Annotated in this window: 17 protein-coding genes; 13 read left to right on the plus strand and 4 right to left on the minus strand. The window is 59.3% G+C overall.

The window, feature by feature from the left end; translation table 11 throughout:
* Positions 1–256 precede the first annotated feature (256 nt).
* A complete protein-coding gene (locus ABIB60_RS20355; RefSeq protein WP_354582212.1) occupies positions 257–2,986 on the minus strand; it encodes an NIDO-like domain-containing protein in 2,730 nt (909 codons plus the stop codon).
* Between the two features lie 170 nt (positions 2,987–3,156).
* Between ABIB60_RS20355 and ABIB60_RS20360 the strand changes: the two genes are divergently transcribed.
* The 8 genes from ABIB60_RS20360 to ABIB60_RS20395 all read left to right on the plus strand — a co-directional run bounded on the left by ABIB60_RS20360 (position 3,157) and on the right by ABIB60_RS20395 (position 9,488).
* Entirely contained in the window at positions 3,157–3,999 is an 843-nt protein-coding gene (locus ABIB60_RS20360) for a Rossmann-like and DUF2520 domain-containing protein (RefSeq protein WP_354582213.1), read from the plus strand.
* Between the two features lie 70 nt (positions 4,000–4,069).
* Positions 4,070–4,399: a 2Fe-2S iron-sulfur cluster-binding protein gene (locus ABIB60_RS20365; RefSeq protein ID WP_354582214.1), complete on the plus strand. Its 330-nt coding sequence runs from the start codon at positions 4,070–4,072 to the stop codon at positions 4,397–4,399.
* A gap of 106 nt (positions 4,400–4,505) precedes the next feature.
* Positions 4,506–4,742: a Fe-S cluster assembly protein IscX gene (gene iscX, locus ABIB60_RS20370; RefSeq protein ID WP_354582215.1), complete on the plus strand. Its 237-nt coding sequence runs from the start codon at positions 4,506–4,508 to the stop codon at positions 4,740–4,742.
* A gap of 127 nt (positions 4,743–4,869) precedes the next feature.
* On the plus strand, positions 4,870–5,364 hold the full coding sequence (locus ABIB60_RS20375) for a KdsC family phosphatase (protein ID WP_354582216.1): 495 nt from the start codon (positions 4,870–4,872) through the stop codon (positions 5,362–5,364).
* A gap of 138 nt (positions 5,365–5,502) precedes the next feature.
* On the plus strand, positions 5,503–5,697 hold the full coding sequence (locus tag ABIB60_RS20380; RefSeq protein ID WP_315999970.1) for a cold-shock protein: 195 nt from the start codon (positions 5,503–5,505) through the stop codon (positions 5,695–5,697).
* 139 nt (positions 5,698–5,836) lie between these two features.
* Entirely contained in the window at positions 5,837–6,763 is a 927-nt protein-coding gene (locus ABIB60_RS20385; RefSeq protein WP_354582217.1) for a geranylgeranylglycerol-phosphate geranylgeranyltransferase, read from the plus strand.
* 148 nt (positions 6,764–6,911) lie between these two features.
* Positions 6,912–8,177, plus strand: coding sequence for a BamA/TamA family outer membrane protein (locus tag ABIB60_RS20390; protein ID WP_354582218.1), 1,266 nt, complete (start codon positions 6,912–6,914; stop codon positions 8,175–8,177).
* Positions 8,178–8,315: 138 nt separating this feature from the next.
* Entirely contained in the window at positions 8,316–9,488 is a 1,173-nt protein-coding gene (locus ABIB60_RS20395) for a glycosyltransferase family 2 protein (protein WP_354582219.1), read from the plus strand.
* A 7-nt stretch (positions 9,489–9,495) separates the two neighbouring features.
* Here ABIB60_RS20395 and ABIB60_RS20400 read toward each other — a convergent pair whose 3' ends face one another.
* Genes ABIB60_RS20400 through ABIB60_RS20410 form a run of 3 tightly spaced genes read right to left on the minus strand, consistent with a single transcriptional unit; the run spans position 9,496 to position 12,043 of the window.
* Positions 9,496–10,098, minus strand: coding sequence for an SAM-dependent methyltransferase (locus ABIB60_RS20400; protein ID WP_354582220.1), 603 nt, complete (start codon positions 10,096–10,098; stop codon positions 9,496–9,498).
* 13 nt (positions 10,099–10,111) lie between these two features.
* Complete coding sequence (locus ABIB60_RS20405; RefSeq protein ID WP_354582221.1) at positions 10,112–10,852, minus strand: PIG-L deacetylase family protein; 741 nt, start codon at positions 10,850–10,852, stop codon at positions 10,112–10,114.
* 30 nt (positions 10,853–10,882) lie between these two features.
* Positions 10,883–12,043 carry an acyl-CoA dehydrogenase family protein gene (locus ABIB60_RS20410; RefSeq protein WP_354582222.1) on the minus strand — a complete coding sequence of 387 codons (1,161 nt, stop codon included), beginning with the start codon at positions 12,041–12,043 and terminating at the stop codon, positions 10,883–10,885.
* Between the two features lie 169 nt (positions 12,044–12,212).
* Here ABIB60_RS20410 and purH point away from each other — a divergent pair, with 169 nt between their 5' ends.
* From purH to mrdA, 5 genes are all read left to right on the plus strand, one after another.
* Positions 12,213–13,748 (plus strand): bifunctional phosphoribosylaminoimidazolecarboxamide formyltransferase/IMP cyclohydrolase, encoded by a 1,536-nt coding sequence (purH, locus tag ABIB60_RS20415; protein ID WP_354582223.1) that lies wholly within the window; start codon positions 12,213–12,215, stop codon positions 13,746–13,748.
* A gap of 319 nt (positions 13,749–14,067) precedes the next feature.
* On the plus strand, positions 14,068–15,093 hold the full coding sequence (locus ABIB60_RS20420; RefSeq protein WP_315999962.1) for a rod shape-determining protein: 1,026 nt from the start codon (positions 14,068–14,070) through the stop codon (positions 15,091–15,093).
* A gap of 111 nt (positions 15,094–15,204) precedes the next feature.
* On the plus strand, positions 15,205–16,131 hold the full coding sequence (gene mreC, locus ABIB60_RS20425; protein WP_354582224.1) for a rod shape-determining protein MreC: 927 nt from the start codon (positions 15,205–15,207) through the stop codon (positions 16,129–16,131).
* Positions 16,128–16,664 (plus strand): hypothetical protein, encoded by a 537-nt coding sequence (locus tag ABIB60_RS20430; RefSeq protein WP_354582225.1) that lies wholly within the window; start codon positions 16,128–16,130, stop codon positions 16,662–16,664. The genes mreC and ABIB60_RS20430 overlap by 4 nt, the downstream gene beginning before the upstream one ends.
* Before the next feature lie 172 nt (positions 16,665–16,836).
* On the plus strand, positions 16,837–18,678 hold the full coding sequence (mrdA, locus tag ABIB60_RS20435; RefSeq protein WP_354582226.1) for a penicillin-binding protein 2: 1,842 nt from the start codon (positions 16,837–16,839) through the stop codon (positions 18,676–18,678).
* Positions 18,679–18,701: the final 23 nt, after the last annotated feature.

Consider the following 18,701-nt stretch of genomic DNA (forward strand, 5'->3'; position numbering starts at 1 on the left):
GTGGTACACGCTGGCGGGTAAGAGAAGCTATAAGGGTACTACTACGGACTTGCTGTGGCCAGTTCTTTGACTATGCTAGCAATAAGCCCCTAAAGTTCTGTCACTTGGCTTGTGCAATACACTCATTTTCTGGCTTGTAGTAAGGACTTGATAAAACGGATAGTTCACCCGTAACCTCTATTAAGTGCCGGGGCCTTACCAATAAAAAAGGGCCGCCATTTGGCGGCCCTTTTCCAAGGCTGAGCAGCAAGAAGATTTATTTCTGAATGCTGATGTTGCGCACCATGTACTCGTTGCCGTTGCGCACTTTCACCACGTACATGCCGTTGGCCAGGCCGGAAAGGTCAAGCTGGTTGGTCATGTTGTCGCGGATGGTTGCCGTGTGCACGCGCTGACCTACCATGTTGCTGATTTCAACTTGCAGGCCGTTGCGGGCGTTGGCGTTGCTTACTTCAATGCTCAGCTTACCAGCCGAAGGGTTGGGGAATACGCTGATAGCACGCAGCAGGGCCGCCGAGGAGGAGGTTACGGCCGTGGCCGTTACCGTCACATCATCCACGTACAGGTTGTACTGGTTGGCGTCGCTGAATACGCGGAAGCCCACGTAGTAGGTGCCCGTGGTGGTAGGCGTAATGGGCAGCACCTGGCCGGCAGCCGTACCGGCAGTGGTAGTAGCATACGTAGTGTTCGTGATGCTCTCGTTGCGCCACAGCAGGTTGGTTTGGCCAGCCGGCGTGGTGGCGGTACCGTACTTCACTTCCAGCTTTTCGGAGGAGTTGTTCACGGCTGCCTTGTACTTGAAGGCTACTTGGTAGGTGAAGCCTGCCTGCAGCGTCATGGCGGGCAGGAAGAACCAGTCATCCGCCGCGAAGTTGGGGCTGTAGATGTAGCGCATGTGGTAAGGCGCCGAAGCCGGCGCACCACCCTGAATGTCCGTGCTGGCGGGCGTCCAGGTGCGGGTGTCGCCATTGACATTAGCTACCGTTACACCGCAGGACAACTCACCTGGAGCAGCGTTATCAAAGTTCTGAGTATAGGGGAAGGCCGTAACCCGTGGCGAAATGCAAAGGGTGAAAAACTGCACGGGCGGCAGCAGGAAGCTCACCTCCGTAGCGCCGCAGTTGGTGCGCACGTATACATCATACGGCATGCCTACCATCAAATTATTGAGTGTGGTAGAGCCAGGTGTAGCAGGCACCCGGGTACCACCCGTAGCGGGGTCAAAGCCCCGGGGACCGTAAATGATGGTGTATGCCGTGCCGTTGGCATTGGGAGCCGAGAACGTAACCACGGCGCTGGTGCTGGTGATGGCGCTGATGGCCACGTCGGAGGGCGAGAAGCATGTGATGGGCGCACCCGTCACGGCCTCAATCATGAAGGTGCCCAACGTGGCACCCGTAATTTCGCTGGGCGTTCCACCATTCAGGGCAACCTCGAAGTAGGCATCGGAGCGCAACGGGCTTTCGGTACCCTGGAACGCAATTGGGAAAAAGCCCACTGAGCTAGCTACCTGCGCCAGACCGACCAAGAAGCTTCCGGGCGCAACATTAACCGGAACCGGAAGCGTGAATGTCTTGTCCGCATTAATGTCGGCGGCTGTGATAGTATAGTTGGCTGAGCGGCCCAAAATGGCACCGACACTACTAAGCACTACGCCATATACCGTTTTTCCCACCGAGTTGGCGTCGGCCAGCCGCACCGTCACGGCTGAAACTGAGCGTTCAATGGAAGTCGTGTATTTGTTGGCCAAAATCCCGCTGCCCGTATTGAAACCTACGCTGCTGGTAGGGGCCACACCCTGTTGCGTGTAAGCAAACGTAGTGGCATTTACCAACTGGGTGGTAGTAGCCGTATTATTGGTATTGTCCTGGTCATCAGCCGTTACCACCCGGATGGTATTGGTGCCGGTCTGCGTCGGGCTGAAGGCATCGAAAGTAACAACTGTGGAGGCGCCGGCCGCTAGGGTAGGTATGGTTTTAGTGTTGGTAAAGCTGTTAGCCCCGCTGACAGTAGCGGTTACCGACAAATTGGTTTGCGCTTCTGACCCCGCATTGGTTACCCGTGCCTGGATGCTGTGAGGAGTACCGGCTGGGGTTGGCAACTTACCCAGCGTGTAGATAAACGCAGGCCGGGCATCGTTGGCCAACTGGGGCCGGAAGCGGTAGGTACGTCCTACATCTGGGGTAGTGGAGCGACGGAAGTTGTGCGTGGAGGTGGTGTAAACGCCAGTAATAAACGCCGTGGTCGACCATGCCGCGGCCGAAGAGGTGCGGTTGCCAAGCACCGTCTGGCCAGCGGCGCTGCCAGAGCCCTTAATGCCAACCGTGGGGTAGCGGGCAATGTCGGTGCCCGTAGTGGCCGCTACCGCAGGGCCGTATACAAATTCAATATTATTGGTGGTTTCGTAGAGCCTTACCTGAAAGTTGAAGCTGGCGTACTGCTTGGCGTTTCCGCCCGCTTTGTCGCTCACGTTTTTCCACTGAATGGTCGTCACCCGGTTAGGAGCCGTACCAGTCGTTGCCACCCGATACTCAGTGCCGCCCGTTGCCGAACCGGCTTCCAGGTCGAAGTTGAACGGGGCAATCAGGTTAACATCCGCCGTACTGGTGCTGGTAATGGGGTCAACCCCGGGGGCTTGCCCATTCTCGTAGACGCCGAAAAGGTTGGTTGCAGATGGTGCTGCCGTGCCCAGCCGGATAATACCGTTGGTGTTCAGCACAAAATCATTAAAAGACTGGCCGTTGAACTGGAAAGTAAAGCCCAGGGGGGTGGCAGCCGAGTTGTCGTCGTCGGTATTGGCAGTGGTAATGGCAGTGCCCGTAGTACCCAGGTCGGTATAGGTGCCGGCCACATTCTGCACCGCCGAGGGTGCGTAGCGAACCGGCGTCTGGGCCTGCGCGGCCTGGTAGCCGAGGCTCAGCAACCCCAGCAGCGCCAGCTTACGCCAGTGTCGGCCCGAATGCGTTGCTTTGTAAGAGTGTGTCATAGATGCTGCTCAGAAAAAGGAAAATGAAAGAAGATGTCGGTCTGAAAGGACGTACCACTCAGCCGCTTTAAGTACAATGCGGGTGTTAGGTAACAAGATGTCAAATATTGCGCACAAAACTGATAATATTGACATGAAAAGGCCGTTTGAGTTGAATTTAATGCAGGTGTATGGGTGCTGAGGTCAATCAGCAGTCGGCTTCTATATACCCGCTGCAAATTGTGCTACTGGGTGCTGGCCGAGTCGCGCAGCACCTTTTACTGGCCCTGGCTGCGGCAGGGCACACGGTAGTCGGTATCTGGAGCCGTACCCCAGCATCGGCCGCTGCAGTGGCCGCTACGGTACGCGGCGCGCGGGTGCTACCCAGCCTGCAGGCGCTGCCCCCGGCCGATGTGTACCTGCTGGCTTTGCCCGACGCAGTAGTACCGGATGTGCTGGCCGCTGCCATCTTTCCGGTAGGCGCACTGGTGGCGCACACGGCCGGCGCCTTGCCGCTAGCTGTGTTTGCGGAGCATCCGACTATTCGGGGCGGCGTGTTTTACCCGCTTCAAACGTTCAGCGCGGGTCGGGAAATTACCTGGGCAACGGTGCCCCTCTGCCTGGAAGCCGCCGATGCTCCGGGACTGGCCACACTGCACCAGTTGGCGGAGTCCCTCAGCCATGATGTGCGGGAGCTAACCTCGGCCCAGCGGTTGCAGCTGCACCTGGCTGCCGTGTGGGCCAGCAATTTCCCTAACCACCTGCTGGGCATCAGCCACGCGCTGCTAACCGATGCCGGGCTGCCCTGGGAGTTGCTGCACCCACTTATTCAGGAAACAGTAGCCAAGGCCCTGAGCCAGCCCCCATTCACGGCCCAAACCGGCCCCGCCGTCCGCCACGATGCCGGTACGTTACAGCGGCACACCCAGGCCCTGGCCGAGTACCCCCAGTGGCAGAGCCTCTACCTTCAACTCACGGCCAGCATTCAGCAAACAGCTCAGCAACCTACCCGAAACAATAGGGGCAGTCTGTAGCTTTGATTCGGGAGGCGGCGTGCCTACCTTTGCACCCGCATTTTTGCCTTGCCCCACCTAGCATTCCGCCGTGAAAGCCGTACACATTACCTTTAAGTTTCAGGACGGCCAGCCCGACCAGACGCACATGGCCGCCGAGGGCGAATCGGTGCTGGATGTGGCCCTGAACAACGATATTCAGCTGCAGCACAACTGCGGCGGTGTATGCGGCTGCAGCACCTGCCACGTCTACATTCTGCAGGGTGAAAACGACCTGCCCGAAATTTCGGACAAGGAAGAAGACTTCATTGATCGGGCCGTAAACCCGCGCATTAACTCCCGCTTGGGCTGTCAGTGCGTGGTGCAGGGCAACCAGGATATCGTAGTACAGATTCCGCCCCAGGAGTTCCTGGGTCACTAAATCTTGAATGTGGTTGAATGTGAGAAACGTGAATAGATGTGCAAATCAGCCATTACACACTGTCCACAATCAGCTACATCTACCACCTTCAACCACCTTCGTCTATATGAACCACTTCGAGCCCCCGATGCAGTGGAGCGACCATGAAGATATTGCCATGGCCCTGTACGAGAAATTTGGCAACGACTTCAACGAGGCTAAAATCTACCGCGTCCGTTTCACCGAGCTGCTGGACTGGGTACTGGGTCTGCCCAACTTCGAAGGCACCCGTGAGCAGTCAACCGAAGGCCACCTGGAGCAGATCCAGGCTAAATGGGTGTACGAGTGGCGCGATAACCAATAGAGCAGGAGCAGCCGGAAACCAGGGGCCCAGGAAGTAAACGTAAACAGGCAAGCCTGGCCGTACGTCTTTCTCCAACCGGCCTTTTCTGGCTGGCTTTCCTCTTTCTACTTTCTTATTTTTCAATTGCTTGGCTTCTTCTCCTGATTTTTCTGCCATCAAGGTATTCATCTTCGATGTGGATGGAGTGCTGACGGATGGTACCCTCTTGGCGCTCAACTCCGGTGAGCAGGCCCGTGCCTTCCACATTCGGGATGGGTACGCCGTGCGCCATGCCATCCGGCAGGGGTACCGGGTAGCTGTTATTTCGGGCCGGGAGGAAGAGGGGGTGCGCAAACGGTTGGAGTCGCTGGATGTGCGCGACATTTACCTGGGCGTGGATGATAAGATGAAAATCTTCAATAGCTACCTCAATACCTACCATCTGGAGCCCAGCAGCATTGCCTACATGGGCGACGATATGCCCGATATTGAGGTAATGCGCCGGTGCGCCGTGGCTGCCTGCCCCGCCGACGCTGCCACCGATGTGCGCGCCATCAGTAACTACACGGCCACGCTGCCTGGAGGCCACGGCGCCGTGCGTGAGCTGATTGAACTAGTAATGAAGCAGCACCAAACCTGGTAGCGCCATCGTAGCCTCTGGTATTGGGCATCTGCTCAAAGCTTATAGCCCCGGTTGCACCTGCTGCGGCCGGGGTTGTGCTTTTCTAAAATCCCTCTATATTTACCCCAACCATCATCAACCTACCTTTTCTTTCTTTTCATGAAAACAGGAACCGTAAAATTCTATAATGAGTCGAAGGGCTACGGCTTCATTACGGAAGACGGCACGAATGAAGATTTCTTCGTCCACGTTACCGGCCTTAACGGGGGCCAGATTCAACAGAATGACCGCGTAGAGTTTGACACTCAGGAAGGCCGTAAAGGCGTTAACGCGGTAAATGTGAAGAAACTGTAAGACAGTGGCTTACACAAGGTTTTGAGCACAGGTACAAGAAGCCTCTTCCATTTCGGGAGAGGCTTTTTTGTGGGCGCTGCGGTCAGGAAGTGCATCTTTGCAGCGGGGCTGGTTGCCTGGCCCATTTACCCGGTTTTGTATGGCGCGTTTACCCTCTGCTTCTGCTCCCGATGGCCTGGCTGCCGATGCTGGCCACCCAGCACGGGAAGCCGGCAGCTGGCAGCAGCTGGCCCGCCTGATCCGGCTGCCCAACCTGCTGATTATGGCCCTGTGCCTGCTCCTGGTGCGGGCGTGCCTGCTGCTGCCGGGAGCACCCTGGCGGCAAATAGTGGCGCCGCAGTTTGGTATTCTGGTGCTGGCGGCCCTGTGCATTGGGGCGGCTGGCTACATCATCAATGATTACTACGACGTTAAGATTGACGCCATTAACCGGCCGGGGCGGCTGGTTATCGGGCGCTCCGTAAACCGCCGCCACGCCATGCTGGGGCACCTGCTCCTCTCGGGTATAGGTATCGTAGTGAGCGGGCTCCTGTCGCCGTGGCTAGGCCTGGTAAATCTGGGTTCGGCGGTGTTGCTGTGGGGCTACTCGGTACGGTTTAAGCGCGTGGCGCTGGTGGGCAACTTTAGCATTGCCATTCTTACGGCGGCGCTGGTGCTGCTACCCGAGCTGCAAGTGCGCACCGGCCAGCGCATGGTGTGGGGATACGCGCTGGCAGCCTTCCTGCTCACCATGGTGCGCGAAATTGTAAAGGATGTGGAAGACATGCGCGGTGATGCCCAGCATGACTGCCGTACCCTTCCCATTGTGTGGGGCGTGCCGCGCACCAAGTGGGTAGCCGGTTTTTTTGTGGTGTGCCTGGCTCTATTGGTTGGCGGAGCGGCTTACCGGGTAATAGTGGACCAGCAGTGGCTGCTAGGAGCGTGGCTGGTAGTGCTAGTGCTGGCTCCTTTGTTGTGGCTGGCTTATCACCTGCACCGGGCCGACCGACGCCGGCACTTTGCTGGGCTTAGCGCAGGGTGCAAATGGATAATGCTGGCGGGGGTACTGTCGATGGTGTGGGTGTGAGGGCCTGGTAGGGCATAAACAGGCACAACCGTAGTCCTATCTGTTGCGTTAGGCTACCAATATGCCACCCGGTGCCGCCTTACGGCGCTGCCGACTGGTTGAGCATCGTCTGTTTCCCATCTACCACTCTGACCCCAAGCCATCTAGTATGCGCTTTTTCTACCCGCTGCTGGCGCTAGGTGCGTTGGCTGCCCCCGCCGCTCAGGCGCAGTCGGTTGCCTCTGCCACCCCCGAATCATCCGAGCTTCTAGCCTCCGTAGCCCCGGTTGCTGCCGAAGAAAGCATTTCTGAAGGTGCTCCGTTGGGCCTGAACCGGGCTCTGGCTCCTCAGAAAACCGCCAAGCTCAAGCTCACCCCCGACGACCCAGACAAGCCCAGCTTTATTCCCGTGCCCATTGCCTTCTACCAGCAGGAAACTGGTTTTGCTGTGGGCGCGGCTATTCTGCCCGTGTGGCGCTTCGGCCAGGATACCACGGTGCGCAAGTCCAATGCCCGCCTCATTGCCTGGATTTCGCAGGAAAAGCAGACTACAGCGCAGCTCACGCACACCATCTTCACCAAAGAGGAGAAGTTCTATTTCTCGGGAGAACTGAGCTACTATGATCTGGCTTTCAACTACTACGGGCGCGGCAACGAAACCAGCAAGGCCGACGAGTCGCATATCCAGTACCCACTGTGGGTATTCGATGAAAAAGCTCTGAAGAAGGTACTGCCCAACCTCTTCGTGGGGATCCGCTACCGCCTCACCGATTTGGGCGAAGTAAAGCTGAAAGACCAGGAGGGCAACACGGCTTCGTACTATACTATTCCGGCAGCGCAGCGTGCTGGCTACACTACCTCGGGCGTAGGACCAGCTTTGTTGTATGATGGCCGCGACAACGTGCTGGCCACTTACAAGGGTAGCTTCGTGGACGCGCACGTGCTGTTTGCTGGCAAGGGTCTGGGCAGTGACTATAACTTCACGCGCTACATGGTGGACGCCCGCCATTTTAAGCCCTTGTTCGGGTCGAACAATACCATTCTGGCCCTGCAGTTTTTGGGACAGTACCACACTGGCTCGGTTCCGTTCCGGGAATGGGGCGGCATGGGGGCTACGCTGGGCGGCTCGCTCTACAACAACGCCTATCTGATGCGGGGTATTTACGAAGCCCGCTACCGTGACCGTCAGTTCACTACCGCCCAGGCTGAAATTCGGCAGAAGCTGTTTTGGCGCATTGATGGAGCCGTGTTTGGTGCGGTTGGTGAGGTTGCCCCTGCCATTGACCAATACACCTTTGATGGGCTGAAGTTTGCGGGTGGGGTTGGGGCCCGGTTCCGCTTCAACCGCCGTGACCGGCTCAACATCCGCCTCGATTATGGGGTAGGCTCCGGCGGTAACTCCGGTATCATATTCGCCGTGGGCGAAGCATTCTAACCTCTGCGTTATACGGCATCTAAGTAGCAAAGCCCCAAGCCAATAGGTTTGGGGTTTTTACTTCCTCGGTATTCTGACTAGCCCGGTGTAAGTAAGTAGGTCAACGTTACCCAGTACAGTACACGTATCCAGTGTTCTATGCCACCTGTTTCTCCCCTCCGATTTTATACTGCCTCACCGGCCAGCTTCGCGCTTGATTCGCCTTGGGGCCACGCCGCTCCGCCGGTATCAGGGCTACAAGCCAGCGTTATTGTGCCCGCCAAGGATGAGGCCGCAACTATTGAGGCCACCCTTACCGCTTTGGCAGCCCAGACCGACCGGCAGGGCAACCCGTTGCCGCCGCGCAGCTTTGAGGTACTATTGCTGGCTAATAACTGCGAAGATGACACTGCTGCTGTTGCCCGCGAATGGGCCCGAAAGCATCCTGCCCTGGCGCTGCACGTTGCCGAAATACACCTGCCCTCCGCAGACGCGCACATAGGCCAGGTTAGGCGGCAACTGATGGATGAAGCCTGCAGCCGCCTAGAGTTGGCAGGTTGTGAGCAGGGGTTTATTGCCAGCACTGATGCTGATACGCAGGCCAGCCCTACCTGGCTGGCAGCTACGGCTGCGGCCCTGGCTGCTGGCGCCGATGCCGTGGGGGGGCGTATTCTAACTACCGAAGCCCAGCCGAGCGGACCCGTACGGCGCTGCCAGCTGCAGGATGCCACGTATCAGCTGTTGCGGGCTCAGCTGGAGCAGCTCCTCGACCCACTTCCCCACGACCCCTGGCCGCGTCACCACCAGCACTTTGGGGCCAGCTTCGCCATTACGGCAGCGGCCTACCGCCGGGTGGGGGGGCTGCCGGTTGTGCCTTACCTGGAAGATGAGGCGCTGTACCAGGCACTGATCAGACAAGATTTGCGCGTACGCCACAGCCCAACTGTGCAAGTGTTTACCTCCGGGCGGCAGCAGGGCAGAGTAGCGGTGGGCCTGTCGTGGCAGCTGCGCGAATGGGCCAGCCTGGGCGGGGTGGAGCCACTGGTTGCGCACCCGGCGGAAATAGCCGCCGAAGTCAGTATTCGGCGGCAGGCGCGCTTGTTGTGGCAGAGCCGAAACGGGCAACCCGTTACCACCCACCCATTATTGGAGAGCCTAGTACCTCTATTGACTTGCTACACCACTTTTGGCGAGTTGTGGCAGGAGTACCAGCCCCAACTACGCGCTAGCCTGGAGCAGCAGCCTCTCTTGCCGCTGTCAGAAGCCATTCGGGTATTGCGGCAACTGGTAGTGCAGGCTACTCCACGGTTGTCCCCGGTAAACGCTGCCTAGCAATACTTTACTGGCGAACCAGCAGGTCTAGCCGATAGGTGTCGTGGCGCTCAGCGTGCACGGATGCCAAGGGGCCAAACGGGTAAGCTTCCTGCAGAAAAAACTCGTGCACGGCGTCGCCCGTCAGGGGATAGTCGTGCACGGGGGGCGTCCAATGTACCAGCAGCAAATGACCACCCGGCACCAGTGCCTGCACAATTCTCTGGCGGGCCAGCTGCAAATCCTCCGGGCTCAGGTAGTAGCCTACTTCCGACACCACAATCAACTCAAACTGCCCAGCTGGGAAAGCCTGCGGTACCTGCAGCAGCTGAAATTCAACCTGGGGCAAATGGGCGCAGCGTTGGCGGGCCCGGTCCAGCGGCGCTTCTGCCACGTCTACGGCCAAAAGGTGCCCACAGAGGGGAGCAAGCTGCTCAGTTAGGACACCCAGAGAGCAGCCTATTTCGAAGGCAGTGGAGTAATGAGCCCGTGGTAGAGCGGCCACTGAGGCGGCGTATTTCTCCCGTTCGTAAGGGCTGGTTTCGAACTGCCACGGGTCCTCGTTGGCTTGATATACCTCATCGAAGTAGGAGGGAGGCAGGGTGTTGGGTTGTTGCGAGTTCGGTTTCATAGCAGAGCAAAAATTAGCTGATGGCTTCCAGATACAGCTCCGTGGGCTGGGCAAAATGAGCCAGCATACTGGGGGCCAGTGTAAACCCGGTCGGGTCGTCGTCAATGGGGGAGCCGGCCAGTTGGGAGCGGTGCGCGGCAATGGCCGCCTGCTTTTGCGGCAGCACGGAGCTAATGTCTAGCTGCCAGCCCTGCACTTCATCGGTCTGCGGTAAATCGGCCGGCTCAGCCCGTTCCCAAGCCCACACCACGTACTCCAATAGCCTGGGCGGATCAGACAGATGCTGCAACGCGGCCTCTACCAACCGGTGAGTGGCGCGATGGTCGGGGTGAGGGTCGCGCCGCCAGGGTACCAGCACGGTAGCTGGCTGGGCTTGCTGTAGAAAGACAGTCAGCTGCTGGGCGGCGGTGGCTCCGGCGGGTGCATCCGGAAGAGGCACGGCACCGTCTGGCAAGTTCAGGCAGTGCAGGGCCTCCGCCGGAACGTGTAATAGGGCCAGCGCCTCGCGTAGCTCCTGCTCCCGCAGCGCCTGCCGGGCCGGGGCCGCAAACTTCTGGGAGTTTGGGTGCGACATAGTACCGTCGCTGACGAGCACGCACCAAACTGGCTGGCCGGCCTGGCGCAACAAGGCCATCAGCCCTCCGCAACCCAAGGACTCATCATCGGGGTGGGGAGCAATTACCACGGTGGGCCCTAGGCTGGCGGCTGCGGCAGGCGGTAGCACTGGATAAGCAGTGCTGGAAAAAGTAGACATACCCTTACTACGCAAACTACCCGGTGCCGGCTAGCCTGCCCACAAGCGGTAAGCTGGTTCCAAGCGCTCCAGCACGTAGCGGCCGGCGTCAGCCAGGGCCGCGTCGGGGGCGGGCTGACGCAGGTAGTGGGTCAGGTCGCGGTGAAGGCGTTCGAAGGGCTCGGGGCGCAACAGGCCCCGGGCACCCACGCAACGCTCCGCCAGCGGCAGCACCCGCAGGCAGATGTCTTCCACAGCGGAGCGCATTAGGTTGGCGTGGGCTACCAGGGTTTCAGCCGAAGAGGACTCAGTGGCCGCTAGGTGGGCGGCGGCGTGCAGCCAGTACTGGCCACTAGCCAGCAGAAAGGCCATTTCGCCGAGGCGTTGGCGCTGGTAGGGGTCGGTGGTGCGGCCCAGTTGCTGCAGAAACCGGCGGGTTTCATCCACTACGGCCTCGGCCCCGCCCAGCTGCACGGCCGCAAACCGGATGGCGCCCCCGCTAAACCAGGGCTGGCTGTAATAGTCGCCGGGTTGCCCCAGCAGGTTTTCCGCTCCAATTTCCAGGCCCGTAAAATCCACGATGAAGCTGGCCGAGGCGCGCATGCCCAGGGGCTGCCAAAACTCGGGTTGATACTCCGGCACTTGCTCATCCACTGCCACAATCACCATCTGCCAGCCCCCATCGGGCAGTGCGGCCGTCAGGAGCGGGCGGGTGAGGGAGCCAGCCCCGGAGGCAAACGTTTTGCGGCCTCGTAACCGAAAACGGCCGCCTGGCAAGGGTTCCAGCTTCACTCCATCCTGGGCTTCCGTGTTCCACACCCCAAATAAGTGCCCCTGCCGGGCATCGGCGGCCCAACGGGCCTGCTGGGTAGAGCTACCGAGCCGCTGCAGTAGCTGTAGTGCATTTACGTGGCCCTCATATACCCGGCCAACGGCCAAGTTACCCCGCCCAATATGCCGCAGTACGCTGAGCAGCTTATCCGTATAGGCCGGCTGGCTTAGGTCGCAGCCACCCAGGGCCGTGGCTAAGGGGGCCTGCAGCAGCCCGGCCTCGCGCAGCCAGGCAAACTCGGTGGTCGGAAAGCAGCCTTCCTCATCCGTGTTCGGGGCCTGGGCAAACAGGCGGGGAGCCAGCTCAGCGGCGGCCTCTTCAGCGGCAAGCGGGCTGGACAAGGAGACAGATGAGGTAACGGAGGGTAGAGAGGCCAGCATAGAGCGCATAGTTGAACTTGGCTATACGGCTGTGCTACTAGTTGAGCTATTCGGATACCGAAGTTTTACCGTCGGCCTGGCCAAAGCGGCGCAGTTAATAATTCCGTAACAACGGCCCGGCTGGGGCTGCCTACCTTCGCGCAGCATTTCATCTTAAAGCCCGTTTGCCATGTCGCAGCCCATTCGTTCCGCCCTCGTTTCCGTGTATTACAAAGACCGGCTGGAGCCCTTGGTGGCGCTATTGAAGGAGCACGGCGTAACCATTTACTCCACCGGCGGTACCCAGCAATTTATTGAGGAGCAGGGTGCCCCGGTTACGGCCGTGGAAAGCCTGACGGGCTTTCCCGCGGTGTTTGGGGGCCGCGTAAAAACCCTGCACCCCACCGTATTCGGCGGTATTCTGCACCGCCGCCACGAGGCCAGCGACTTGCAGGAAGCTGAGCAGCACCAGATTCCGCCCATTGATTTGGTGATTGTGGATTTGTACCCCTTCGAGGAAACCGTGGCCTCGGGTGCGCTGGAGCAGGACGTTATCGAGAAGATTGACATTGGCGGAATTTCTTTGCTGCGGGCCGCGGCCAAAAACTTCCGCGACGTGCTGGTGGTCAGCTCCCGCGACCAGTACGCGGCCGTAACCGAGCTGCTGCAGGCCAAAGGCTGCGCCACCGACCTGGAGGACCGCCGCCACTATGCCGCCGCCGCCTTCGAAGCCACGTCCCACTACGACACCCAGATTTTCCGCTACATGGCCCAGGGTACGGAGCTGAGCGGCGCGGCCCTCAAGCTCTCCGAAAAGCCTGCTACCCCGCTGCGTTACGGCGAAAATCCCCACCAGGCCGGCACTTTCTACGGCGACCTGAACGCCCTGTTCGATCAACTCCACGGCAAGCAGCTCAGCTACAACAACCTGGTAGATGTGGACGCGGCCGTGTTGCTCATGCAGGAGTTTGCCGCCGCTGGCCCCGCCGCCTGCGCCATTCTTAAGCATACTAACGCCTGCGGCGTAGCCCAGGCCGATACTTTGCACCAAGCCTACCTCAACGCCCTCAGCTGCGACCCGGTTTCAGCCTTCGGTGGAGTGATTATCGTGAACAAGCCCGTGGATGCCGCCACGGCCGAGGAGCTGAACAAGCTGTTCTTTGAAGTGCTGATTGCCCCGGAGTTTGCCGCCGAGGCCCTGCCCATCCTGCAAAGCAAGAAAAACCGTATCCTGCTCCGCCAGAAACCCGTGCAGTTTCCTGCCAAGCAGGTGAAAACCCTGCTCAACGGTGTAATCGAGCAGGATTTTGATAAAGTTGTGGAGGGAGCAGCTGATTTCCGCACCGTAACCGATTCGGTTCCCACGGCGGAAGAAGTGGCCGCGCTGGAATTTGCCCTCAAAGTATGCAAGCACACCAAGAGCAACACCATCGTGCTGGCCCGGGCCGGGCAGCTGCTGGCCTCGGGTGTGGGCCAGACCTCCCGCGTGGATGCCTTACGCCAAGCCATCGAGAAAGCTCACAGCTTCGGCTTCGACCTGCAGGGAGCTGTTATGGCTTCCGATGCCTTCTTTCCCTTCCCCGACTGCGTGGAAATTGCCGGTGAAGCGGGCATCCGGGCCGTGGTGCAGCCCGGTGGCTCCATCAAGGACCAGGACAGCGTGGCCGCCTGCAACCGCCTGGGTATGGCCATGGTGCTTACCGGCGTGCGGCACTTCAAACACTAACCCAGCCTAAGCCAAAAATTATTTTTAACCTGACTACAGTAGAAAACCCTGGCCCTGGTGGCCGGGCTTTTCTGCTATACGGCCGTACTGTTTTTTGCCTGAAGGCGAGCAGGTTCGCGCTAGAGCAGGGGCCGTAGTGCAATGAAATCGGCCGCCGTTCGTTCGGGACGCCGGACCAATTCCCATGCTGGGATGCTACCGGTGTTGAGCTGCTTCAGATTGATCTGCCCGGATGCCGGGCTTCACTGAAACTTGCTTACTTTTGCCCCCACTTTTAACGGGCGCAAGCCGCCCGTTCTCATTCACTTGCCGTTACTCGATGGGTTTCTTCAATTTTCTGACCAGCGACATTGCCATTGACCTGGGCACGGCCAACACGCTCATCATTCACAACGATAAAATTGTGGTGGATGAGCCGAGCATCATCGCAAAAGACCGCACTACCAATAAAGTAATTGCCGTGGGAAGGCAGGCGCAGCAAATGCACGAAAAGACCCACGACAACATCAAAACCATTCGCCCGCTGAAGGACGGCGTAATTGCCGACTTCCACGCGGCGGAGGAGATGATCAAGGGGCTTATCAAGATGATTGATACCCGCACGCGCCTGTTTCAGCCTTCCCACCGTATGGTTATCTGCATTCCGAGCGGTATTACGGAGGTGGAAAAGCGCGCCGTACGTGACTCCGCCGAGCACGCCGGGGCCAAGGAAGTATGGATGATTCAGGAGCCCATGGCCGCCGCCATCGGTATCGGTATTGATGTGGAGCAGCCCGTGGGCTCCATGATTATCGACATCGGGGGCGGGACTACCGAAATTGCGGTAATTGCCCTTTCGGGTATCGTCTGCGACCAGAGCATCAAAACGGCCGGCGACGTGTTCAACCAGGATATTCTGGACTACATGCGCCGCCAGCACAACCTGCTCATTGGGGAGCGTTCTGCCGAGCGCATCAAAATTGAGGTAGGCGCGGCCCTGACCGAGCTGGAAGTAACCCCGCCCGACTTTGAGGTGCGCGGCCGCGACCTGATGACCGGCATTCCGAAAGTTATCAAGGTGACCTCCTCCGAAATTGCCATTGCCCTGGATAAATCGGTGGCTAAAATCGAGGAAGCCGTGCTGAAAGCCCTGGAAATCAGCCCGCCCGAGCTGTCGGCCGATATTTACGAGAATGGCATTCATCTGACCGGTGGTGGCGCTTTATTGCGCGGCTTGGATAAGCGCCTGGCAGTCAAAACCAAATTGCCCATTCACATTGCCGAGGACCCCTTGCGCGCCGTAGTGCGCGGCACCGGCGCGGCCATCAAAAACATTCAAGCCTTCCGTAGCGTCCTGCTGACGTAGTATTGAGGAGCCAGGAGTCAGAAGCCAGGAGTTGGGAGAGGGAGTTGTTGAACAACTTTCAATTCTGGCTTCTGGCTTCTGACTCCTAGTTTCTAGCTTCTAGCTCCTTTCATGAATAACCTGCTCAACTTTCTGTTTCGCTACCGGGGCATCCTGGTATTTGCGGTGCTGGAAGTAGTGAGCCTGTATCTGCTGGTGCGCAACAGCTCTTATCAGCGGGCCGCCTTTTTCAACTCTTCCAACGCCTACGTGGGGCAGGTGCTGGACTGGCGCAACCAGGTGCAGGATTATTTCCGGCTGATTGACGTGAACCAGGAGCTGATGCACGAAAACGCCCGCCTGCGCCAGCAGCTCTACCCGCCTGACCTCAGCCACCGCCAAGCCGACTCTTTGCCCATAAGCAAGGACAGCGTGACGCAGGCCCGCCTGGCCCTGCTGGGCCGCCCCGATTCGCTGCTGCTGGGTCTGCGCCAACTAGCCGCCCACGACCCGGACTATCCCCTGATTCCGGCCCGGGTGGTGAGCAGCACCCAGCGCCGCGTGGATAACTACCTGACTTTGAACGTGGGCTCGGTGGATGGGGTGAAGAGCGGTATGGGGGTAGTTTCGGCCGAGGGCGTGGTGGGCCGGGTGAAAGTTACCTCGGAGCACTACGCTACCATTACCTCGGTGCTGCACTCCAAATCCACTATTTCGGCCCGCATTCAGCGCGACGGCACCATTGGCACCATCCGCTGGCTGGGCGACGACCCCACGCACGTGCTGCTGGACAACGTGCCCCGCCAGAACAAGCTGGTGCGCGGCGACACGGTGGTTACCTCGGGCTACAACGCGGTGTTCCCGGAGGGCGTGCGCATCGGGACTATTGAGTCGTTTGTGAAGGAGCCCGATAAAAATTTCTGGACGGTGCAGGTGCGGCTGGCCACAGATTTTTCGCGCCTGACCTACGTGTACCTAGTAACCAGCCGCCCCCGCGCCGAGCGGGACACGGTGGAGGCTCGCGCCGGCATTAAACCCGAAGCTGAGGAAAAACCATGAGAGGGGGGCTACTCGAAATAGTGTGGCAAGCCGGCCGCGCCGTGCTGTATCTGGCGCTCTACGTGCTGCTTATTAGCGGCACCGACTTCGTGCTGTTTGACCTGGGCTGGTGCCTGATTTACCTGGGCTTTCTGCTGTTTCTGCCCATCAACACGCCCATCGTGGTGCAACTGCTGCTGGGTTTTCTGACGGGCATCCTGCTGGATACTGTGTTTGATACCGGCGGGGTGCACGCCGCTGCCGCCGTGCTGCTGATGTACGTGCGGCCCTGGGTGCTGCGCCTGCTCACCCCCCGAGACGGGTATGATGCCCAGGACTCGGTGAATATTCACCAGATGGGCTGGCAGTGGATGGTGGTGTACCTGGCCATGCTGGTGGGTATTCATCACGTGGCCTATTTTCTGCTTGAGCTGGGCTCCTTCCGGGTACCGGGCATTATGCTGGCCAAAATGGTGGTGAGCACCCTGTATACCGGCCTCACGCTGCTGATTATTCAGCTGGTTTTCTTCCCCACGCGCCGCCGCAGTCGGTAACGAACGAAAAAGCGCGACAGTGAACCAGGGGGCTTATCGTGCTGTTTTCGCCTTTTAAGTAACTCAGATGGTGAACTCAGCCGCATGGCCGCTTACCATCTCATCACTTCCTGAAGTATCTTTGTGGTTCCGGTAACGGCACCGGAACACCTTTCGTCTCAGACTTTTCGCTTTGCAATACCTCGAAGGCCGCAAGTACGTTGTTCAGGCAATTTTCCTGACCGTGGCGCTGGTGTTTGCGGCCCGCCTCTTTTACATTCAGGTGCTGGATGGCAGCTACAAGCTGGCCGCCGACCGCAACACGCTCCAGCGCCTTGTGCAGGCACCCTATCGGGGCCTCATCTACGACCGGAAAGGCCAGATTCTGGTGCAGAACACGCCGGTGTATGACCTGATGGTAGTGCCCCGGGAAGTGAAGCAGCTAGATACTCTGCGGTTTTGTGAGCTGCTGCAGCTGCCCTTGGAGGAAGTGCGCGAGAGCCTGAAAGCGGCTAAAGCCTTCAGCCGCGTGAAGGCTTCTCCGCTGGTGCAAAACCTGAGTACGCCCGAGCTGGCCGCCATTCAGGACAACCTCATCGACTTTCCCGGCTTCAGCGTGAAGGCCCGCATGGCGCGCTCCTACAACACCCACAGCATGGCCCACGCTCTGGGCTACGTGGGTAGCATTACGCCGGCTTTCCTGGAAAAACCCCGCTACGCCAAATACCAGCCCGGCGAGTTTTTGGGCATTACCGGGCTCGAATCCTACTACGAAGACCAGTTGATGGGCCGGCGCGGGGTGCAGTACCGCATGGTGAACGTGCGCGGCATTGAGAAGGGCGCTTTCCGGGGCGGGGAGTTCGATACGCTGTCGGTGGCCGGGCAGGATTTGCACCTCAGCCTCGACTCGGAGCTGCAGGAGTACGCCGAGAAGCTGATGGCGGGCAAGCGGGGTTCCGTGGTGGCCCTGGACCCCAAAACCGGCGAAATTCTGACGTTCGTTTCGGCTCCGATGTTTGACCCGGCCACGCTGTCGGGCAAGGGCATGGGTAACCGCTACATGGAATTGCTCAATAACCCCGAGCGGCCCCTGTTCAACCGCCCGCTCATGGCTACTTACCCGCCCGGCTCCACCTTTAAGCTGGTGAATGAGCTGGTGGCCCTCCAAATGGGCGTGGTTTCGCCCCAAACGCCGTTTGCTTGTAACTGGAAGCTGGTGCGCTGCACCCACCGCCACGAGTACCCCAGTAACGTGGGTATTGCCATCAAAAACAGTTGCAACCCCTACTTCTATCAGGTAATGCGCGCAGCCGTCATGCGTGGGCGGTCCACCAACCGCTTCGAGGATGCCCGCCTGGGCCTGGCGGAGTGGCGGCGGCAGGTGATGAAGTTTGGGCTGGGCGAGAAGCTGGGCGTGGATATGTCGCAGGAAAAGAAAGGCCTGATTCCCTCGTCCGACTTCTACGACAAGCGCAACGGCTTTCACCGCTGGAACTTCCGCACGGTATACTCACTCAGCATCGGGCAGGGTGAGGTGGGCATTACCGGCCTGCAGATGGCTAACGTAATGGCCACTATTGCCAACCGAGGCTGGTACATCACGCCCCACTTTGTGAAGAGCGTGGGCCAGGGCGGGCCGCTGCCGCAGTTCCGGGAGAAACACACGGTGGGCGTCGACCCCATTCACTTCGAGGCCATTATTCCCGGGATGCAGGGAGTAGTAGATGGGCGCGGCGGTACCGGCAGTGCGGCTAGCCTGTTGGATGTGGGCATATCAGTAGCGGGCAAAACCGGAACCGTGCAAAACCCCCACGGCGACGACCACGCCACCTTCGCCGCCTTCGCCCCGGCCGAGGATCCTAAAATTGCCATTGTCGTGTTCATTGAAAACGCCGGTTTTGGCGGCAGCTCGGCCGCCCCGCTGGCCTCCCTGGTCATGGAGAAATACCTGCGCGGCAAAGTGGCCCCCTGGCGGCACCGCTGGGAGGAGTGGCTGCCCGGCCCCGCCGAACGATTCATCACCCGCCGTCATTGAGTTTCTTTGTCAAACTGAGCCTG

It is taken from the genome of Hymenobacter sp. UYP22, assembly GCF_040547285.1.
In the GTDB taxonomy this organism is placed as follows: Bacteria; Bacteroidota; Bacteroidia; order Cytophagales; family Hymenobacteraceae; genus Hymenobacter.